Genomic DNA, 19760 nt, shown 5'->3' with positions numbered 1-19760 from the left:
CGTCACGCCGCGATCACCGTCTCGAACACCTTGCGCGTGCGCGCGGCCAGGCCCACGATCTCTTCCTCGTCCAGCACGTAGGGCGGCATTAGGTAGACTGTGCGGCCGATCGGACGCAGCAGGAGTTCGTTCTCGACGGCGCTCGTGAAGAAGCGGCGCGCGAAGGTCGCGGCGCGCGCGCTGTCCGGCTCGACGGCGTCGAACGCGAGGATCATGCCGCGCTGGCGGAAGTTGGTCGCGCGCGGGTGGTCCAGCAGCGGCGCCAGTTCCGTCATCAGGCGCGTGGCCGTCGCGCGGTTCTTGTTCAGCACGTCGTCTTCCTCGAAGATCTGCAGCGTGGCCAGCGCGGCGCGGCAGGCCAGCGCATTGCCCGTGTACGAGTGCGAGTGCAGGAAGCCGCGCGTGATGTCCTCGCTGTAGAACGCCTCGTAGACCTGGTCGGTGGTGAGGACCAGGGACAGCGGCAGGTAGCCGCCGCTGATGCCTTTCGACAGGCACATGAAGTCCGGCCAGATCGCCGCTTGCTCGCAGGCGAAGAAGGTGCCGGTACGGCCGCAGCCGACCGCGATCTCGTCGGCGATCAGGTGCACGTGGTACTTGTCGCACAGTTCGCGCAGGCGCTGCAGGTACAGCGGGTCGTGCATCGCCATGCCGGTCGCGCACTGCACCAGCGGCTCGACGATGATGGCGGCGATCCGGTCGGCGCGCTCGGCGAAGAGTTCCTCCACGTCCCTGGCGGCACGCAGCGCCACGTCCTGGGCCGACTCGCCCTCGCGCGCATTGCGAGCATCGGGCGAGGCCACCGTGCGCGCCGCGCGCAGCAGCGGGCCGTAGGCATCCTTGAACAGGGCGACGTCGGTCACGCCCAGCGCGCCGATCGTCTCGCCGTGGTAGGAACCCTGCAGGCAGACGAATTCCTGCTTGTCCGCATGGCCGGCGTTGTGCCAGTAGTGAAAGCTCATCTTCAGCGCGATCTCGACGGCGGAGGCGCCGTCCGATGCGTAGAAGGCATGGCCCAGGTTGTGGCCCGTCAGCGCGGCCAGGCGTTCGGACAGCTCAACCACCGGCTCGTGGGTGAAGCCGGCCAGCATCGCGTGTTCCAGCGTGTCGAGCTGCTCCTTCAGGGCGGCATTGATGCGCGGGTTCGCGTGGCCGAACAGGTTGACCCACCACGAGCTGATGCCGTCCATGTAGCGCCGTCCCTCATGGTCGTACAGCCACGGCCCCTTGGCGCAGCTGACGGCGATCAGCGGCACCTCTTCGTGGTGCTGCATTTGCGTGCATGGATGCCAGACGCTGCGCAGGCTGCGCGCGATCCAGTCGGAGGAGGTATTCTGATTCAACATCTATTCCATTATGACGAGCTAATCCAGCCACGAGGGCCGGCGTTTTTCGAGGAAGGACGCGACCCCTTCGCGTCCTTCGAGCGATGCGCGGATCGCGGCGATGCGTCCGGCGGTATCCTCCAGCAGGCCTTCCGTGACGGGCTGTCCGGCGATCTCGCGCACCAGTTTCTTGGCTTCCCGGACGGCATTCGGGCTGTTGTTCGCCAGCGCCTCGGCCAGCGCCGCCACGCGCGCATCCAGCGCGTCCGCCGCGACGACCTCGTGCACGAAGCCGATGCGGTGGGCTTCGCGCGCGTCGAAGCGTTCCGCCGTCAGGAAGTAACGGCGCGCCGCGCTCTCGCCCATCGCCTTGATCACGTAGGGAGAGATCGTCGCCGGGATCAGGCCCAGCTTCACTTCGGACAGGCAGAAGCTGGCCGTGTCCACGCTGACGGCCATGTCGCAGGCGGCCACCAGGCCCATGCCGCCGGCGTAGCAATCGCCCTGCACCCTGGCCACGACGGGCTTGGGGCACAGGTAGATCGTGCGCAGCATGTCGGCCAGCAGCATGGCGTCGGCGCGGTTTTCGCTGTCCGAGTAGCCGGCCATCTTCTTCATCCAGTTCAGGTCGGCGCCGGCGCAGAAGGCCGGACCGTTCGCCTGCAGCACGATGGCGCGCACCAGTTCATGGCGGCCCAGTTCGTCGAAAGCGAGCGCCAGTTCGGCGATGCTCTGCTCGTTGAAGGCGTTGCGCAGCCCGGGGCGGTTCAGCGTGACGTGCGCGATGCGGCCGTCGACGGCGACGGTCAGGGTCTGATAGTCCATGTCGCCCCCTTACATCCGGAAGACGCCGAACTTCGTGTCTTCGATCGGCGCATTGAGCGCGGCCGAGAGACCCAGGCCCAGCACCATGCGCGTGTCGGCCGGGTCGATGACGCCGTCGTCCCACAGGCGCGCGGTGGCGTAGTACGGGTGGCCCTGGCGCTCGTACTGTTCCTTGATCGGCTGCTTGAACGCGTTTTCCTCGTCGGCGCTCCATTGCCCGCCCTTGGCCTCGATGCCGTCGCGCTTGACGGTGGCCAGCACGGACGCGGCCTGGTCGCCGCCCATGACGGAGATGCGCGCGTTCGGCCACATCCACAGGAAGCGCGGCGAGAACGCACGGCCGCACATGCCGTAGTTGCCGGCGCCGAAGGAGCCGCCGATGATGACGGTGAACTTGGGCACGGCGGCAGTGGCGACGGCCGTCACCATCTTGGCGCCATTGCGGGCGATGCCCTCGTTCTCGTACTTGCGGCCGACCATGAAGCCGGTGATGTTCTGCAGGAAGACCAGCGGGATCTTGCGCTGGCAGCACAGCTCGATGAAGTGCGTGCCCTTCAGCGCCGATTCCGAGAACAGGATGCCGTTGTTGGCGATGATCCCGACCTTCATGCCGAAGATGTGGGCGAAGCCGCACACGAGCGTGGTGCCGTAGCGCGCCTTGAATTCGTCGAACGCGCTGTCGTCGACGATGCGGGCGATGACCTCGCGCACGTCGAAGGGCTTGCGCGTGTCGACGGGGATCACGCCGTACAGTTCTTCCGGCGCGTACTTCGGTTCCGCCGCCTCGCGCACGGGACCCTGCTGCGGCTTGCTGCGGTTCAGGTTCGAGACGATGGTGCGCGCCAGCGCCAGCGCGTGCGTGTCGTCCTGGGCCAGGTGGTCGGCCACGCCGGACAGGCGCGTGTGCACGTCGCCGCCGCCCAGGTCCTCGGCGCTGACCACCTCGCCCGTCGCGGCCTTCACCAGCGGCGGGCCGCCCAGGAAGATCGTGCCCTGTTCCTTGACGATGATCGACTCGTCGCTCATCGCCGGCACGTAGGCGCCGCCGGCCGTGCACGAACCCATCACGACGGCCACCTGCGGGATGCCCTGGGCCGACAGGTTGGCCTGGTTGTAGAAGATGCGGCCGAAGTGGTCGCGGTCGGGGAACACGTCGTCCTGGTTCGGCAGGTTGGCGCCGCCCGAGTCCACCAGGTAGATGCAGGGCAGCTTGTTCTGCTCGGCGATCTCCTGGGCGCGCAGGTGTTTTTTCACCGTCATCGGGTAGTAGGTGCCGCCCTTGACGGTGGCGTCGTTGCAGACGATGACGCATTCCTGGCCGGCCACGCGGCCGATGCCCGTGATGATGCCGGCGGCGGGCGCCGCATCGTCGTACATGTCGTAGGCCGCCAGCTGCGACAGTTCCAGGAACGGGGTGCCGGGATCGAGCAGCAATTGCACGCGGTCGCGCGGCAGCAGCTTGCCGCGGGCGACGTGCTTGGCGCAGGCCGCCGCGCCGCCCCCTTCGGCGACGGCGGCGACTTTCGCGCGCAGGTCGTCGACCAGGGCTTGCATGGCGGCGGCGTTGACCTTGAAGTCCTCGCCGCGCGGGTTGAGTTTGCTCTCGATGGATGGCATTGCGTCTCCTGGCGTTGTTCTATTCTGGATACTCGGGAAAACTGCCGTCCAGGTAGAACCACCGCGGTTTGCCGCCGATGGCGGGATCCGGCTCGCGCACGAAACGACTGATTTCATGCAGGGTATAGGCGCGGCCATTGATCTTGTAGCGGGCGACGAATTCGACGGTGGCCTTGTCTGGATCTTCCGGCAGGTCTGCTTGACGTTGACGTAAACGTAAACCAGATTTTATCTCAAGTCCAAGCCATTGGATCTTTTCATCCTTGTTGACGATGGGCTCGGTGGGACGCGTGCTCGGATGCCAGGTCGCGCGCAGGTACGCCTCGTCCTGCATCTTGAATGCCACGTAGCGCGAACGCATCAGTGCTTCCGCCGTCGGGGGCAGCTCGGCGCCGGCGATATAGGGACCGCAGCAGCGCATGATGCCCGGGCCGCCGCAGGGACAAGGAAGAGGGGTTTTCGAGGAGGTAGCCATGGCGGCAATTATCCGCCATTTCGCGAACGCGAGGCAGGCTGTGCGCGCGTTACGAATCTGCAAGATATCGGCACGTTGGCCGCAGTTGCCTCATCTGCCGGCATTTTTTGCCGAAAATAAATTGAACCGGTTTGAACGGGCGCGAGAATTTTTTTGCGAATTCTCAAACCGGGGTCAGAGCCGGGGTCAGAGCCCGGTTTTTGGAAATATCACGTGAGCAATTCGCTTTGCTGTCCGATCAAGGGCGGTACGTCAAGCCGTCCAGAGGGAAGGGCAGCGGTTTGCCCTGCACGAGGTCGGCCAGCAGGCTCGCCGTGCCGCAGGCGAAGGTGAAGCCCAGCGGGCCGTGGCCCACGTTCAGCCAGAGGTTGGCGTACGGCGTGGCGCCGATGATGGGGGAACTGGTCGGCGTGGCCGGGCGCAGGCCCGCCCAGGGCACGACCTGGGTGTAGTCGGCCGCGCGCGGCATGGTCTCGCGCACCTGGCGCACCAGGCTGTCCAGGCGCTTCTCGTCCAGGCTCAGGTCTTCGCCGACCATGTCGACCATCGCCGCCACGCGCAGCTTGTCGCCGATGCGGGCATACAGCACCTTGCGCTCGAAGTCGGTGACGCTGATCTCGGGCGCCACGTCGTCCAGGCGGATCGGCGCCGTCAGGCTGTAGCCCTTCAAGGGATACAGGGGCAGGTCGATGCCGGCCGACAGCGCCAGCGCGCGGCTCTGCATGCCGGCCGCCAGCACGTAGGCATCGGCGGCGATGGGGCCGGCGCTCGTCTCCAGGGCCGTCACGCGGCCGCGGTCCGCCACGATGCGCGTCGCCTCGCCCTGGACGAAGCCGGCGAAGCGCGGGTGGGCGGCGAGGCGTTCGGCCAGCGCCACGCAGAAGGCGTAGCAATCGGCCACCGCTTCTCCGCCGTTGTAGATGCCGCCGGCGAGCTTGTGTTCCATCGCCGCCAGCGCCGGTTCGCGGGCCACGCAGTCGGCCGGGTTCCACACCTGGCGGGTGCCGGCCGTGTCCGGCTTGGCGACGGCGGCATCGAATGCCTTCCGGGTGCGGTAGACCACCAGCTTGCCGGCATCGCGCCACTGGAAGGCATCGAGGGGCACGGTCGGCGCCAGCTGGGCCATGGCGCGGCGCGACAGGTCGCCCAGTTCCAGCAGCTTGGTCGTCATGCGGCGGTTGACGTCGGCGCGGCAGTTGGCAAGGAAGGACGCGAGCCAGCGCCACTGGTGCAGGTCGAACTGCGGCTTGAAGCGCAGCGGGCCGTGCTCCTGGAACAGCCACTGCACGGCCTTCAGGGGCACGCCGGCATCGGCCAGCGGCGACACGTAGCGGTAGCTGAGTTGGCCGCCGTTGCTGAAGCTGGTGCCCGTGCCCGGTGCCGGTGCGCGTTCGAGCAGCGTGACGCGGTAGCCGGCTTCCGCCAGCCACCAGGCCGACGTGAGGCCGACGACACCGCCGCCGATGACGATTATTTCTTGCATCCGTGCACGCTATGGTTCATTGACATGGTCCGAAAGCTTAGGCGCTGGCTTGTCGTGCGGCTAATGAATGTAGCGCGGGCAGGCATAACCGGCAGTCATGTCATGCACTGTTTCGACGCCTGCCAGTGATAATCTGCACCATCATCGCCGTACATATTGCCCAACAGCTGTGCATCCGGGGGCGCCAGCATAACCCGGGTCTATGCATCCCGCGTGTCTGCATAACTTTTCGGAATGCCCGCGGCCGATCCTTTCATGACAGCCGTGGCGGGATCGGTATTACACTGGCATGAGCACAATGATGCATCATCGATAACGGTAGCCGACGCCATGCTCAACACCGAAACGCCCGCCCAGCAACACGCGACCCTCGACCAATACCCGACCACGGAACTGGTGAACGCGCTGGTCGACGACCAGTTCAAGGCCGTCGAGGCCGTGCGCGCCGCGGCCCCGCGCATCGCCGCCGCCGTCACCGCCGCGCTGCCGCGCATGGAAGCGGGCGGCCGGCTCGTCTACGTGGGCGCCGGCACCTCGGGCCGCTTGGGCGTGCTGGACAGCGTGGAACTGTACCCGACCTTCTCCTGGCCGCATGGACGCGCGGTGGCGCTGCTGGCCGGCGGCAACGACGCGATGTTCGTCGCCGTCGAGGGGGCCGAGGACGACTTGGAGCAGGGCGCCGCCGACCTGGCGAGCGTGGACGTGGGGCCAAGCGACGTCGTGCTGCTGCTCGCCGCCTCGGGCGCCACGCCCTATGTGCTGGGCGCGCTGCGGGCGGCGCGGGCGGCCGGGGCGCTCACGGTCGGCTTCGCCAACAACCCCGGCGCGCCCGTCGCCGGAGAAGCGGAAATCGGCATCACGCTGGACACGGGCGCCGAGGCGATCTCGGGCAGCACGCGCCTGAAGGCCGGCACCTCGCAAAAGATCGCGCTGAACGCGTTTTCGAGCGCCTTGATGGTGCGTTTGAACAAGGTTTATGGCAACCTGATGGTAGACTTGAAAGCTACCAACGCCAAGCTGGTCCGGCGTGCCATCCGCCTCACGACGTTCGCCACCGGCGCCAGCGAGGAAGCAGCGCGCGCGGTGCTGGAACAGTGCAATTTCCATGTCAAGGTCGCGATCGTGGCCTTGTCCAAGAACATCCAGGTCGAGCAGGCGCGAGCGCTGCTGGAGTCCGCGCACGGCAGCGTGCGCCAAGCCCTGGCCGGCTGATCCCAGGCCGCGCGGGCACTCCGGCCGCATCCGCCCGCCGGCCACGAAAGAGCAATGCAGACTTCGCCAACAAGAAACCCATGGTCGTGGGTGCCCTCCCTGTACTTCGGCCAGGCCATTCCCTACGTCGTCGTGATGAGCCTGTCCGTCATCATGTACAAGGACATGGGGATCTCGAACACCGACATCGCCTTCTACACGAGCCTGCTGTACCTGCCCTGGGTGATCAAGCCCCTGTGGTCACCGCTCGTCGACATGGTCGGCACCAAGCGCGGCTGGACGGTCACGCTGCAGCTGGTGCTGGCCGCCTCGCTGGGCGCCGTGGGCGCCACGCTGCACCTGCCCGCCTTCTTCATGGTGAGCCTGGGCGTCATGTGGATCATGGCGTTCAGCTCGGCCACCCACGACATCTCCGCCGACGGCTTCTACATGCTGGGCCTGCGCCAGCAGCAGCAGGCCGCCTACGTGGGCGTGCGCAGTACCTTCTATCGCCTGGCCACGCTGGCCGCGCAGGGCCCGTTGGTGATCCTGGCCGGCTGGCTCGCCACGCGCCTGAACGATGCCAACCAGGCCTGGGCCATCGTGTTCTTCGTGCTGGCCGGCCTGTTCTTCGCGCTGTTCGCCTGGCACCATGTCGTGCTGCCGCATCCGGACGCCGACCACAAGGCCGCGCAAGGGCATGACCCGTTCGGCGAATTCGTCGCCACCTTCGCCAGCTTCTTCCGCAAGCGCGACATCTGGCTGATCCTCGGTTTCATCCTCACCTTCCGCCTGGGCGAATCGCAGCTGCTGAAGCTGGTCGCGCCGTTCCTGAAAGACCCGATCGAGAAGGGTGGCCTGGGCCTGTCCACCGCGGACTACGGCACGGCCTACGGCACCGTCGGCATCATCGCGCTGACCATCGGCGGCCTGTTCGGCGGCTGGCTGATCTCGCGCCTGGGCCTCAAGCGCTGCCTGTGGCTCATGGTGTTCGCCGTGCATTTGCCGGACCTGGTATTCGTCTACCTGTCCGCGGCCCAGCCCACGCATTTCGCGACGATCTGCGCCTTTCTTGCGGTCGAGCAGTTCGGCTACGGCTTCGGCTTCACGGCGCTGCTGATGTACATGATCATGGTCTCGGACGGGCCGTATAAAACGGCGCATTACTCGATCTGCACGGGCCTGATGGCGCTGGGCATGATGGTGCCGGGCATGTGGAGCGGGGCGCTGCAGGAGATGCTGGGTTACAGGCACTTCTTCGTGTGGACCTGCCTCGCGACCATTCCCGCGTTCGCCATGGCGGCGCTGGTGAAGATCGATCCGGAGTTCGGGAAAAAATGAGCGGCAAGAAGTAAGCCGCCGCCCCGGCCCTTCCGTCCTTGCGTCATCAAATTGCCGAGCTGGGTACAATGCAGCGCATCCAATTCGAAAGCAGCAAAGTGGTTTTGCAACCTGATCAGAAACGACGCGCGTTCGCGCTTGCGGGGGTCGCCGGTGCGCTGGCGCTGGGCGGCCTGTTTACGGGATGTACGACGGCACCGACCGTCGCCACCGCACCGATCGGTGGCGACGTGCCGCCGCCGGCGCCGCGCGAATTCCGCGCCGCCTGGGTGTCGACGGTGGCCAATATCGACTGGCCCAGCAAGCCGAACCTGAATGCGGCCAGGCAGCAGGCCGAGGCGATCGCCATCCTCGACCGCGCCAAGGCGCTGAACCTGAACGCCATCGTGCTGCAGGTGCGCCCGGCCGCCGACGCCATCTACCCCTCGAAGATCGAGCCCTGGTCGGAATACCTGACGGGCCTGCAGGGCGCCGCGCCGCAGCCCTACTACGATCCGCTCGAGTTCTGGGTGACGCAGGCGCATGCGCGCGGCCTGGAACTGCATGCCTGGTTCAATCCCTACCGCGCGCGCAACAACGGCGCCCGCTCGCCGTTCGCGCCGAACCATATCGCGCGCACGAATCCGGCGGCCGTGAAATCCTACGGCAAGTTCCTGTGGATGGACCCGGGCGAGGACGCCGCCGTCAAGCAGACGCTGGACGTGGTGCTGGACGTCGTGCGCCGCTACGACATCGACGGCGTGCACATCGACGATTATTTCTATCCCTACCCGATCGAGACGCCCACGGCATCCGGCGCGGAAGGCGCGGCGCTGGAAGGCCGCAGCGGCAAGACGGAACTCGATTTCCCGGACGAGCCGTCGTGGCAGCGCTACGTGGCCACCGGCGGCAAGCTGGACCGCGCGTCCTGGCGGCGCCAGAACGTCAACCGGCTGATCCAGGCGCTGTACGAAGGCATCCACCGCGAAAAGAGCTGGGTGCGCTTCGGCATCAGCCCGTTCGGCCTGGGCCGCCCGGACCGCCGTCCGCCCGGCATCAACGGTTTTTCGCAGTACGACAAGCTGTACGCCGACGCCGAGCTGTGGCTGCAGAACGGCTGGGTCGACTACTTCACGCCGCAGCTGTACTGGGGCATCCGCCAGCCGGGCCAGGCCTACGGCGTGCTGCTCGACTACTGGATCGGGCAGAACAGCAGAAGCCGCCACATGTGGCCGGGCCTGTACACGAGCCGCATCGGCGCGCCGACGCGGGATTATCCGCCGCAGGAAATCGTCGAGCAGATCGGCGTCACGCGCACCCGCCCCGGCGCCACCGGCCACGTCCACTTCAGCATGGTCGCCCTGATGCAGAACCGCAAGGGCATCGGCGACCAGCTGCGCAGCAGCGCCTACGTCGGCCCGGCGCTGGTGCCGGCCACGCCCTGGCTCGGCAACGATATCCCGGGCACCCCGGCCGTGACGGGCGCGCGCAAGGGCAATGGCGTCTATCTGAAGCTGGCGGCCGGCAAGGCGAACGCGCTGTACGCCGTGTGGTCGCGCTACGGCGGCCAGTGGCGCTTTGCCGTGGTGCCGGCCTCGCGCGTGGACTGGACGGTGCCGGACGACGTCAAGCTGGGCCAGCCGGACCTGGTGGTCGTCAGCGCCGTCGACCGCCTCGGCAACGAAAGCGCACGCGTGCAGGCGTGGGCAGGAAAACCGCTAAAGGCATAACATGGGCTCATGCGTTCAGCGCCAGCATTCATTCGCGTCCCTGCGGGCGGGCGCGTAGACTCTCCGACCATGAGCGATTTGCAAGCTGATCACGTACCGCAGGCGGGCCTGGGCCTGGGCATCGATGCCGGCGGCACCCAGACACGCTGGGCCCTGGCCGCGCCCGGCGGCGCCATCGTGGCCGAAGGCGCCAGCGCCGGCCTGTCCGCGCTGCAGATGGCCACCGGCTCCGGACGCGAGGCCGTGCGCGCGACATTTTCCGAACTGGCGGCCGCCGTGCTGGTGCACGGCCAGCCGGCACGCGTGCAGGCCGGGCTGACGGGCTTCGGCGGCGACGGCGAACTGCTGCAGCGCTGGCTGGCCGAACTGCTGCACCTGCAGCCGGGCGCGATCCGCTTCTGCAGCGACATGGAGATCGCCTACCGCGCCAGCTTCGCGCCCGGCCAGGGCTACCTCGTGTACGCGGGCACGGGCTCGATCGGCGCCTACATCGACACGGACGGCGTGTTCCACCGTGCCGGCGGACGCGGCGTCGTGCTGGACGACGGCGGCGGCGGCTTCTGGATCGCGCGCGAGGCGCTGCGCCACATCTGGCGCGACGAGGACGAACGTCCCGGCGCCTGGCGCGATTCGCCCATGGCGCGCGCCGTGTTCGACTACGTCGGCGGCGCCGACTGGACGACTTCGCGCCAGTTCATCTACGGCCAGGAACGCGGCGCCGTCGGCAAGCTGGCGCTGGCCGTGGCGGCATCCGCCGACACCGACCCGGCGGCGGCCGCGATCCTGCGCCGCGCCGGCGAGGAACTGGCGCGCCTGGCGCGCGCGCTGCTGCGACGCTTCGGCGCGCGTCCCGTGGCCGTGTCCGGCCGCGCGGCGGCACTGCACCCGTCCATCGTCGCGGCGATGCGCGCGGCGCTGCCGGACGACCTGCCCCTGACCCTTACCGAGGGCGGGGCCCATTACGCGGCGGCGCGCATGGCAGTCGATTCCGCGCTCGATGCCGGCCCCGAACCCGATCAACCACTCGACCAATGACCCCATGAAAGCTCTTGCCGCTACCCTGCTGATCGCCCTGCTGGCCGGCTGCGCCACGCCGCCGTCCGGACCGCAATACGACCATACCTATACCGCCAAGGGCCAGGCCAGCCGCGCGCGCTTCCTGGTGCTGCACTACACCGTCAGCGACCGCGCCAACTCGATCAAGATCCTGACCCAGCAGGAAGTCAGCGCCCACTACCTGGTGACGGACGATCCTGTGCCCGTCATCTACAACCTCGTCGACGAGAAGAACGCGGCCTGGCATGCGGGCAATTCGAGCTGGAAGAACTTCACGCAGTTGAACAACAGCTCGATCGGCATCGAGATCGTCAACCCGGGCTGGAAGGACACCCCGAACGGCCGCGTCTACGCGCCGTTCGCGCAATCGCAGATCGACGCCATCATCCCGCTGGTGCGCGACATCGTCACGCGCCACCACATCGCGCCCGAGAACGTGCTGGGCCACTCGGACATCGCGCCGCTGCGCAAGCAGGACCCGGGCCCCATGTTCCCGTGGCGCCAGCTGGCCGACGCCGGCCTCGTCACCTGGCCGAACGCCGCGCGCGTGGCCCAGGTCACGCCCATCTTCCAGGCCCAGCTGCCGGACACGGCCTGGTTCCAGAAGAAGCTGCATACCTGGGGCTACGGCCTCGTCGAGTCCGGCGTCATGGACGAGCAGACCCGCACCGTGCTGTCCGCCTTCCAGATGAAATACCGTCCGTCCAACATCGCCGGCGTGCCCGACGTCGAGACGGCCGCGCTGCTGGAAGCGCTGACCAACCCGAGCGGTCCGCTGCCGCCCGTGCCGCCGTCGATGTTCCGGCCGGTGCAGCCGGAGACGGCGCCGCAGCAGCCGCCGCAGTTCCAGCCGGTCCAACCGGCGCAGCCGGCGCAGCCGCAGCCATCCCAGCCGGCCCAGCCGCCGATCCCGGGCCAGCCGGTCCCGCCGGTGCCGGCCGCGCCGCCGGCCTCCACGCAGCCGCTCGACCAGGCCGCCCCGCCGCAGCCGCCCGCCGCGCCCCTGCCGCCGGCTGGCAATCCCGCAACACCGCCGTCGCCCGTCCAGCAATGATGCTTTCATGCAGCAGGCGTTTTCCGCTATCCTGACGCGCGACATCGTCCACGCATCCTGAGGAACCGATCCATGCGCCTGCGCCACATCGAAGTCTTCCACGCCATCATGCAGGTCGGCACCATCAGCGGCGCCGCGCAGGTGCTGCACATCTCGCAGCCGGCCGTGACCAAGGTGCTGCAGCACGCGGAACTGCAGCTGGGCATGCCGCTGTTCGAGCGCGTGCGCGGCAAGCTCTACCCGAAGCCGGAAGCGCACCGCCTGTTCGCCGAGACCGAAAAGCTGAACCGCGATTTGCAGGGCATCCGGCGCCTGGCCGCCAGCCTCAAAAGCCGCGCCGGCGAGACGGTGCGCCTGGTGTCCACCCCCACCATCGCCGTCAGCGTGCTGCCGGCCGCGCTCACCGACTGGCGCCGCGCGTTCGCCCAGACCCGCTGCGAGCTGGCCACTTTCCACACGAGCGAGATCGTGAATGCGCTGCGCCTGGGCGAAGCCGACCTCGCGCTGTCGCTGCAGGACCCGCGCCACCCCGGCATCGAGGCCGAGCCGATCGCCCAGGGCGCCTTGATGGTGATGGCGCCAGCCGGCACCTGGAGCGAGGAGGAATGCCGCCAGCCGATCGTGCCGGCGGCCCTGAGCGGCGAACTGATCGGCCTGGCCGACGGCGATCCGCTCGGCGAGATGGTCGTGGCCGCCTGCGAGGCCCAGGACGTGCATCCCGTGTTCCAGACCGTCGTGCAGACGTACCAGATCGCGCGCGCGCTGGTGGAGGCGGGCGCCGGCACTGCCGTGCTCGATCCGTTCACCGCCGCGTCGGCCACGCCCGGCAAGGTCCAGTGCCGCCCGTGGGCGCCGGCGATCTCCGTCCAGCTGTACCTGCTGACGGCCAGCCACGCGCCGCTGTCGCACGGCGCGCGCGAGCTGGCCAACTGCATCGGCGCCACTGCCCGCGCGCTGCTGGACAAGGACCGGGCCGCCGCATGAACGCCGCCGTCCCGGGACCGACCATCGCCAGCGAGGACATCGCCGCCGACCCGCACTTCCGCCACCTGTCGACGATCGCCGGCATCGCCGTCGACCTGCGCTACGCGACCCCGAACAACTTCGTCGGCCGCGACCTGTATTCCCCGTACGACTGCGCCTGGTTGCACGTGGACGCCGCCGCGGCGCTGGAACGGGTGGTGGCCTGGCTGAAGGCGCGCCGACCCGACGTCGTGCCGCTGGTGCTCGATGCCGTGCGCCCGCAGCGCGTCCAGCAGGAGCTGTGGGATGCGCTCGAAGGCACCGCGCTGCGCATGTACCTGGCCGACCCGCGGCGCGGCTCGATCCACTCGTTCGGCATGGCGCTGGACATCACCTTGCTCGATGCCGCCGGAAGGGAACTCGACATGGGCACCGGTTTCGACGACATGACGGAGCTGTCGCACCCGGCGCTGGAAGAAGGCTTCCTCGCCGCCGGCAAGCTGAGCGAGGAACAGGTGGCGAACCGCCGGCTGCTGCGCGCGGCCATGCTGCAGGCGGGCTTTCACGGCATCAATAGCGAGTGGTGGCACTTCGATTGCGGCGACCGCGACCTGGTGCGCCACACCTTCCGCCGCGTGCTCTGACCCCAGCCGGCGTTCCTGTCGCGCCGGCCCGACGGCGCGGCTGCACGCTTGAGCCACCTCATTTCCCATCCATTCCCCGCCGCGAAAATCGGGCTGTCATGCGGGATGGGTCATCGTCCCGCATCCTCATCCATTCCACAAAGAGGTGCACGATGAAGAGCTCGATGATGGCCGGCACTTTCCTTGCCCTGTCGACGACCCTGCTGACGGGGTGCCAGAGCACCGGCGGCGACAATGTGTTCGCGGCCCGTGACAAGACGGTCGAGTATTACCGCGTGTTCGACATCAAGACCAATGCCTCCCAGGCCACCGTGGCCCAGGCCGCCAGCGCCGGCATTCAGCGCAACGTGAAGGATGCCGTGGTGGCGACCCCGTCCGTGGCCCAGGTCGGCGACGTGCCGGGCCGTTTCCGCATGGCCGAACCGGCCGCGCCCGGTGCTACGGCGGCGGGGAATGGCGCGGCAGGCAGTTCGCCGGCGCCGCCCACCTGCGAAGGCGCGTCGTGGACGGCCAAGGCGGCACCCACCGTGCGCGGCGGCCAGAACCTGAACCTGGTCGCCTGCCTGTTCCCCTACCGCAGCGGCTACCACCTCGACATGTACGCCGTGTTCACCCGTCCCGACGGCGGCCTGCTGGCATGGCCGCGCCGCGGCGTCGACGCCCTGTTCGGCACGCCGGAGAAGTTCACGGAAACCGCGATGATGGACCTGGTGCGCGCGATCCGCGAAGGCACGGGCGCGAACGTCTCGCTGGTGGAGGCGCGGCCCGAACTGGCCGAGGCGCCGTGGATGGGAGCGGGACCGGGCAATGCGCAGGGCGGGACGGCCGTGGCGGCTGCGCCGCCGGCGGTGGCCCCTGCAGCGGCTGCTCCGGCGACTGCGGTCCCGGCAGCGGCTACACCAGCAGCAGCTGCGCCGGCACCGGCCACCCCCTCGGCGGCTGCGCCCGCAGCGGCAACGGCGCCGGTAGCGGCGCCGGCTCCCGCGGCGGCAGGCACGCCCGCGCCGGCAGGTACGCCAGCACCCGGGACGGCATCCGCCACGATGCCGGACGGCTTGCGCTAGGGTGGGCGGCCCGACCGGGGAGGCAGTATCAGCGCGTGGGCAGCGCCCGCGCCATCATTGCGCGGCAGGCACGGTGGCGCTGCCCGCCCTGCTATCCGGTGTCGCTGCCGGCGCCGCTGCCGCTGCCGGTGTAGGTACGGGTGCCGCCATCGTGGCGGGGGCGCCGTCCAGCCGCGCGACCCAGTCGACCAGGGCATCGAGCACGGCGCGGCCGCGGCCGTTGCTTACCAGTTCGCTGTTCACGGTTGCCACCAGCACGCACTGGCGGCCCGACGCATCCGGCACGTAGCCGGCCAGGGCGACGACGTTGCGCAGCGTGCCCGTTTTCATGCGCGCGCGGCCGGCCGCCGGGCTGCCGGCCAGGCGGCGGCGCATCGTGCCGTCGACGGCGACGATCGGCATGCTGGCCAGGAATTCCGGTGCCCAGTTGCTGCGCAAGCCGGCCTGCAGCACGCCGGCCATCTGCACTGCCGTGATCTGCTCGGTGCGCGACAGGCCGGAGCCGTTCTCGATCACGAGGCCGGTGTCGTCGGTGCCGTGGCCGCGCATCCAGCCGCGCACGGCCGCTTCGCTGCGCGACAGGGTCGTGGCGGCGCTCCCTGGCTGCGGACGGCTGCCCAGCAGCGGGTCCGGTTCGAGCGCGCCCAGGCTCAGGTACAAGGTGCGGGCCAGGGTGTTGTCCGAGGGCTTGTTGATGTCGCGGACGAGTTCCGGCAGCGCACGCGACACGTGCTCGGCCAGCAGGCGCGCTTCCGGCGGCGTCGCGCCTTCGACCGTCGTTCCCGTGAGCTTGCCGCCCAGCTGCTTCCAGTTCAGGCGCAGCAGGCGGTCGACGTACTCCTGGCGGTCGACGACGTTGATCGCGTAGTGGGCCGCGCAGTTTTTCGGGAAGGTCCCGTGCAGCATGACCTGGATGCCGCCATCGGGCTGCGGGACGGCTTCCGGCGTCTTCCAGCCGTCTTCCCAGGCGTTGCAAGCGGCATCGACGAGTGTCATGTCGGATGCGATCGTGACGCCCTCCAGCTCGGGCTCCATCGTCACCTTCACCCGCTTGCCCGTGCCGATGCTGCGCATGTCGATCTGCAGCATGTTCTTGTTGACCATCAGCGCGTCCGGCACGACGTTGTAATACGCCTCGGGCGACTCGTCGAAGGCGGCGCGGCCCAGGTCGGCGCGGGCCGGGTTGAACAGCTGGCGGTCGACGACGAGGCGGCCGTCGATACGGCGGATGCCCTGGGTGCGCAGGCTGCGCAGCATCGCCGTCAGGGTTTCCGTGGACAGGTCCATGTCGGCGCCGCCGCGCAGGTACAGGTCGCCCTTGAGCGTGTCGCCTTCCACGGTCCCGGTCGTGCGCAGTTCGGTGCGGCCGCGGAAGACGGGGCCGAGCAGCTCCAGGCCGGCCAGCGTCGTGACCAGTTTCATGGTCGACGCCGGCTGCATGGGACGGTCGGCCAGGTGCGACAGCACGGTCTGGTCGCCGCGCAGCACGAGCACGGACAGGGCGCTGTCGGGCATCGCCGCCGCGCGCAGTGCGCTCGTCACCGGTTCCGGCAACTGGGCGCGCGCCGGCAGCCAGGCGGCCAGGAGGAAGACGGTGGCGGTGCGGGCGAGGGCGGGAACGAAGCGTCGAGACATGCTGGTCCTTGTCAGTGTTGATCGTTGTCGGGTCAGCCGAAGAAGACGTAGGCCACCGAGATGGCGGCGACGATGCCGGCCAGGTCGGCGATCAGCCCGCAGGAAATCGCATAGCGGGTCTTGCGCACGCCGACGGAGCCGAAGTACAGGGCGACGATGTAGAACGTGGTGTCGGCCGAGCCCTGGAAGATGCAGGCCAGGCGGCCCACGAAGGAGTCGACGCCGTAGGTCTTCATCGCATCGATCATCAGCGCGCGCGAGCCGCTGCCGGACAGCGGCTTCATCAGCGCGGTGGGCAGCGCCGGCGTGAAGCTGGTGTCCAGGCCCAGCTGCCCGATGATCCAGGCCAGGCCATTGACGACGAAGCCGAGCACGCCGGAATTGCGGATCACGGAAATCGCCACCAGCATGCCGACCAGGTAGGGGATGATGGTGAGCGAGGTCTGGATGCCGCCCTTGGCGCCCTCGATGAAGGCCTCGTACACGTTGACGCCCTTGCGCATCGCGCCGGTGATGAACACGACGATGATCGAAAACAGGATGAAGTTGCTGGCGACCTTGGAGACGGTTTCGATCTCCGTCTTGCTCAGGTAGCTGGTGAAATACCACATCATCAGCGCGATCGCCGCCGTCATCCCGCCCAGCCAGCTCAGCACCACGCCGTCGAACAGGTTGATGCGCTGGCGAATCGACACGGCGATGATGCCGGCGACGGTGGCGACATAGGTCGCGACCATGCAGGGAATGAAGATGTCGGACGGGTCGGCCGCGCCGAGGATGGCGCGCTGGGCCATGATCGCCAGCGGGATCAGCGTCAGGCCCGAGGTGTGCAGCACCAGGAACATGATCTGGGCATTCGTGGCCGTGTCCTTGTTCGGGTTCAGCGTCTGCAGGCTTTCCATCGCCTTCAGGCCGAACGGGGTGGCGGCATTGTCCAGGCCCAGCAGGTTGGCCGAGAAATTCATCACCATGTGGCCCGTGGCCGGATGGTCCTTCGGCACTTCCGGGAAGATGCGCGAGAAGAACGGCGAGATCAGCTTGGCCAGCCAGCCGATCGCGCCCGCCTTTTCGCCGATGTTCATGATGCCCAGCCACAGCGTCATGACGCCGGCCAGCGGCAGCGCGATGTCCATCACGCCCGTCTTGGCGGCCTCGAAGGTGCCGTCGATGATGCGCTTGAAGATCTCGGTGTCGCCGAAGAAAACCAGTTGCGCGAGCGCCGCGACGAAGCCGACCAGGAAGAAACCGATCCAGATGTAATTCAGAGCCATGTGATGTGTGCGTTCGATGTGCAGGGGAGAGTATAGGCGGTAGGCAAGCTGCACTGATGAAAGAATGCGCCGGGGTTATGCAAAAAAGTTATGTGGGGTGGCGTGCTGTAGAGGAAATTGGATCCCTGCCTGCGCAGGGATGACGTTGTTTTGGGGAGCGATAACGCGTGTTCCGTCGCCCCTGCGAAGGCAGGGGCCCAATTTCGCTGGCATATTGCCTGCTCATAACCCTACGCCTATGATACGCAACGCCCCCAGGACCTCCGCCATGCCGCCACTCCGCTCCCTCGCCACCGCCGTCCTCTTCGCCGCCCTCGCCACCGGCACCGCCGCCGCCGCCGCCGCGCCGCCCAAGGTGCTGCACATGTTCCTGTCGACCAGCGAGACGGGCCTCGACCCCGCCGTCGCCTCCGACATCGCCACGCTGTCGCTGCTGGAAAACCTGTTCGATCCGCTGCTGCGCTACGACTACCTGGCGCGTCCCGTCAAATTGCAGGGCAATACGGCGACGGGCCTGCCGGAGGTCTCGCCGGACGGCCTCACCTATACCTTCCACCTCCGCCCCGGCATCCATTTCACGCCGGATCCGGCGTTCAAGGGTGCCAAGCGCGAAGTGACGGCGGCCGACTACGTCTACAGCATCAAGCGCCTGTACGACCCGTCGCTGAAGTCGCCGTGGTCCTTCATGTTCGACGGCAAACTGCTGGGCGATGCCGCGCTGAAGGACAAATTCAGCTACGCCACCGAGATCCCCGGCCTGCAGGCGCCGGACCGCTACACGCTGCGCATCCGCCTGTCCGCGCCGGACAACAATTTCCTGTTCTACCTTGCCACGCCGGCCAGCGGCGTCGTCGCGCGCGAGGTGATCGAGGCGTATCCGGGCCAGGCCGGCAACCACCCCGTCGGCACGGGCCCGTTCATGCTGGGCGACTGGAAGCGCAGCGACCGCATCGTGCTGCTGGCCAATCCGGACTCGACCGCCGTGTTCCACGGCACGCCGAGTGCGGATCCCGCGGACCGGGCCATCGCCAAGGCGCTCGAGGGCCAGCGGCTGCCGCGCGTGGACCGCGTCGAAGTCAAGATTGTCGAGGAATTCCAGGGCCGCATGCTGGGCTTCCTGAACGGCGAGTACGACTACCTGGAGCAGGTGCCGGAATCGATGACGGACATGGTCATCGACAATGGCAAGCTGAAGCCGGACCTCGCCGGGCGCGGCATGCAGCTGTACCGCTTCCCCGTGCTGCAGACCTACTACATGTGGATGAACATGCAGGACCCGGTGCTGGGCGGCTACGGCAAGGACCGGATCGCCCTGCGCCGCGCCATCGCGCTCAGCTACGACAGCGCCGAGGACATCGCCCTGCTGAAGAAGGGCTTCGCGATGAAGGCGGAATCGCCGCTGCCGCCGGGCGTGCTGGGCTACGACCCCGCTTACCGCAGCCCCGTGCCGCACGACCCGGCGCTGGCCAACGCGCTGCTGGACCGCTACGGCTACGACAAGCGCGATCCGGACGGCTTCCGGCGCCAGCCCCGCCGCGGCGGCAAGCCGGGAGAAACGGAACCATTGACGCTGGAAATGAGTAGCGAAGCGACGGTCGGCGGCCGTTTGCGCGACGAACTGTGGCGCAAATGCCTGAATGCCGTCGGCTTGCGCGTCGTGTTCAAGTCGGACAAGAAGACGGAGATCATCAAGGCTTCGCGCCTGGGCAAGGTGCAGATGTTCGAGAGTAACTGGATCGCCGACTTCCCCGACGGCGACAATTTCTACCAGCTGCTGTACGGCCCGAACGCGGGCCGCGCCAACTATGCGCGCTTCGACCTGCCGGCCTACAACATCCGCTACGAACAGGCCCGCCGGCTGACCGACGGTCCGGCGCGCCAGCAGCTGTACGGGGAGATGAACCAGCTGATCCACGCCTACAACCCCTGGGTGCCGTTGACCCATGTGCTGTCGGCCGATATCCGCCAACCGTGGCTTAAAAACTACAAGCGCCACCCGGTGGAGTTCACGCAATGGCGTTATCTGGACGTGGATGTTGCGGAAAGAGAACGGAACAGCAGGGCGAAATGAGGGGGACGTTGGTTTTTCCCTAACTAAACATTCCCT

At 68.1% G+C, this 19760-nt stretch carries 17 protein-coding genes; 10 read left to right on the top strand and 7 right to left on the bottom strand.

The annotated features are described in order from the left end of the window. Positions 1 to 2: 2 nt before the first annotated feature. The 4 genes from bioA to ACI1V7_RS15780 are packed head-to-tail and all read right to left on the bottom strand — an operon-like array spanning position 3 to position 4242. A complete protein-coding gene (gene bioA / locus ACI1V7_RS15795; protein WP_404532746.1) occupies positions 3 to 1346 on the bottom strand; it encodes an adenosylmethionine--8-amino-7-oxononanoate transaminase in 1344 nt (447 codons plus the stop codon). A gap of 18 nt (positions 1347 to 1364) precedes the next feature. After that, on the bottom strand, positions 1365 to 2150 hold the full coding sequence (locus ACI1V7_RS15790; RefSeq protein WP_404532745.1) for an enoyl-CoA hydratase/isomerase family protein: 786 nt from the start codon (positions 2148 to 2150) through the stop codon (positions 1365 to 1367). 9 nt (positions 2151 to 2159) lie between these two features. Beyond that, positions 2160 to 3767: a carboxyl transferase domain-containing protein gene (locus tag ACI1V7_RS15785; RefSeq protein WP_404532743.1), complete on the bottom strand. Its 1608-nt coding sequence runs from the start codon at positions 3765 to 3767 to the stop codon at positions 2160 to 2162. A gap of 19 nt (positions 3768 to 3786) precedes the next feature. After that, positions 3787 to 4242: a YchJ family protein gene (locus ACI1V7_RS15780; protein ID WP_404532742.1), complete on the bottom strand. Its 456-nt coding sequence runs from the start codon at positions 4240 to 4242 to the stop codon at positions 3787 to 3789. On the opposite strand from ACI1V7_RS15780, the gene ACI1V7_RS15775 reads away from it, so the two are divergent. Next, a complete protein-coding gene (locus ACI1V7_RS15775) occupies positions 4241 to 4459 on the top strand; it encodes a hypothetical protein (RefSeq protein WP_404532741.1) in 219 nt (72 codons plus the stop codon). The two genes, ACI1V7_RS15780 and ACI1V7_RS15775, sit on opposite strands and share 2 nt — an antisense overlap. A 21-nt stretch (positions 4460 to 4480) precedes the next feature. Here the strand turns inward: ACI1V7_RS15775 and ACI1V7_RS15770 are convergent, their stop codons facing one another. Beyond that, positions 4481 to 5725, bottom strand: a complete 1245-nt coding sequence (locus tag ACI1V7_RS15770) for a D-amino acid dehydrogenase (RefSeq protein ID WP_404532740.1) — start codon at positions 5723 to 5725, stop codon at positions 4481 to 4483. Positions 5726 to 6055: 330 nt separating this feature from the next. Between ACI1V7_RS15770 and murQ the strand changes: the two genes are divergently transcribed. The 8 genes from murQ (at position 6056) to ACI1V7_RS15730 (ending at position 14747) form a co-directional block, all read left to right on the top strand. Continuing rightward, positions 6056 to 6937 (top strand): N-acetylmuramic acid 6-phosphate etherase, encoded by an 882-nt coding sequence (gene murQ / locus ACI1V7_RS15765; protein WP_290414567.1) that lies wholly within the window; start codon positions 6056 to 6058, stop codon positions 6935 to 6937. Positions 6938 to 6991: 54 nt separating this feature from the next. Then, positions 6992 to 8257: an MFS transporter gene (locus ACI1V7_RS15760; RefSeq protein ID WP_404532739.1), complete on the top strand. Its 1266-nt coding sequence runs from the start codon at positions 6992 to 6994 to the stop codon at positions 8255 to 8257. 68 nt (positions 8258 to 8325) lie between these two features. Then, the gene (locus tag ACI1V7_RS15755) at positions 8326 to 9966 is read left to right on the top strand and encodes a glycoside hydrolase family 10-like protein (protein WP_404532738.1); all 1641 of its coding nucleotides are present in this window, start codon (positions 8326 to 8328) and stop codon (positions 9964 to 9966) included. A gap of 69 nt (positions 9967 to 10035) precedes the next feature. Next, on the top strand, positions 10036 to 11001 hold the full coding sequence (locus ACI1V7_RS15750) for an N-acetylglucosamine kinase (protein WP_404532737.1): 966 nt from the start codon (positions 10036 to 10038) through the stop codon (positions 10999 to 11001). 4 nt (positions 11002 to 11005) lie between these two features. Further along, positions 11006 to 12076 (top strand): N-acetylmuramoyl-L-alanine amidase, encoded by a 1071-nt coding sequence (locus ACI1V7_RS15745; protein ID WP_404532736.1) that lies wholly within the window; start codon positions 11006 to 11008, stop codon positions 12074 to 12076. Between the two features lie 72 nt (positions 12077 to 12148). Further along, positions 12149 to 13060 (top strand): LysR family transcriptional regulator, encoded by a 912-nt coding sequence (locus ACI1V7_RS15740; RefSeq protein WP_404532735.1) that lies wholly within the window; start codon positions 12149 to 12151, stop codon positions 13058 to 13060. After that, complete coding sequence (locus tag ACI1V7_RS15735; RefSeq protein ID WP_404532734.1) at positions 13057 to 13683, top strand: M15 family metallopeptidase; 627 nt, start codon at positions 13057 to 13059, stop codon at positions 13681 to 13683. Before ACI1V7_RS15740 ends, ACI1V7_RS15735 begins: the two co-directional genes overlap by 4 nt. 152 nt (positions 13684 to 13835) lie before the next feature. Then, positions 13836 to 14747 (top strand): hypothetical protein, encoded by a 912-nt coding sequence (locus tag ACI1V7_RS15730; protein WP_404532733.1) that lies wholly within the window; start codon positions 13836 to 13838, stop codon positions 14745 to 14747. A 54-nt stretch (positions 14748 to 14801) separates the two neighbouring features. On the opposite strand, the gene dacB is transcribed toward ACI1V7_RS15730, so the two are convergent. Together dacB and ACI1V7_RS15720 are read right to left on the bottom strand one after the other, a co-directional pair. Further along, positions 14802 to 16382, bottom strand: coding sequence for a D-alanyl-D-alanine carboxypeptidase/D-alanyl-D-alanine endopeptidase (gene dacB / locus ACI1V7_RS15725; protein WP_404532732.1), 1581 nt, complete (start codon positions 16380 to 16382; stop codon positions 14802 to 14804). A 32-nt stretch (positions 16383 to 16414) separates the two neighbouring features. Beyond that, positions 16415 to 17653, bottom strand: coding sequence for a nucleoside recognition domain-containing protein (locus ACI1V7_RS15720; protein WP_404532731.1), 1239 nt, complete (start codon positions 17651 to 17653; stop codon positions 16415 to 16417). A gap of 268 nt (positions 17654 to 17921) precedes the next feature. On the opposite strand from ACI1V7_RS15720, the gene ACI1V7_RS15715 reads away from it, so the two are divergent. Further along, on the top strand, positions 17922 to 19724 hold the full coding sequence (locus ACI1V7_RS15715; protein WP_404532729.1) for an ABC transporter substrate-binding protein: 1803 nt from the start codon (positions 17922 to 17924) through the stop codon (positions 19722 to 19724). Positions 19725 to 19760: the final 36 nt, after the last annotated feature.

Source organism: Massilia paldalensis (assembly GCF_044901715.1).
Classification (GTDB): domain Bacteria; phylum Pseudomonadota; class Gammaproteobacteria; order Burkholderiales; family Burkholderiaceae_D; genus Telluria; species Telluria paldalensis.
This window is presented reverse-complemented; position numbering and strand designations above follow the sequence as displayed.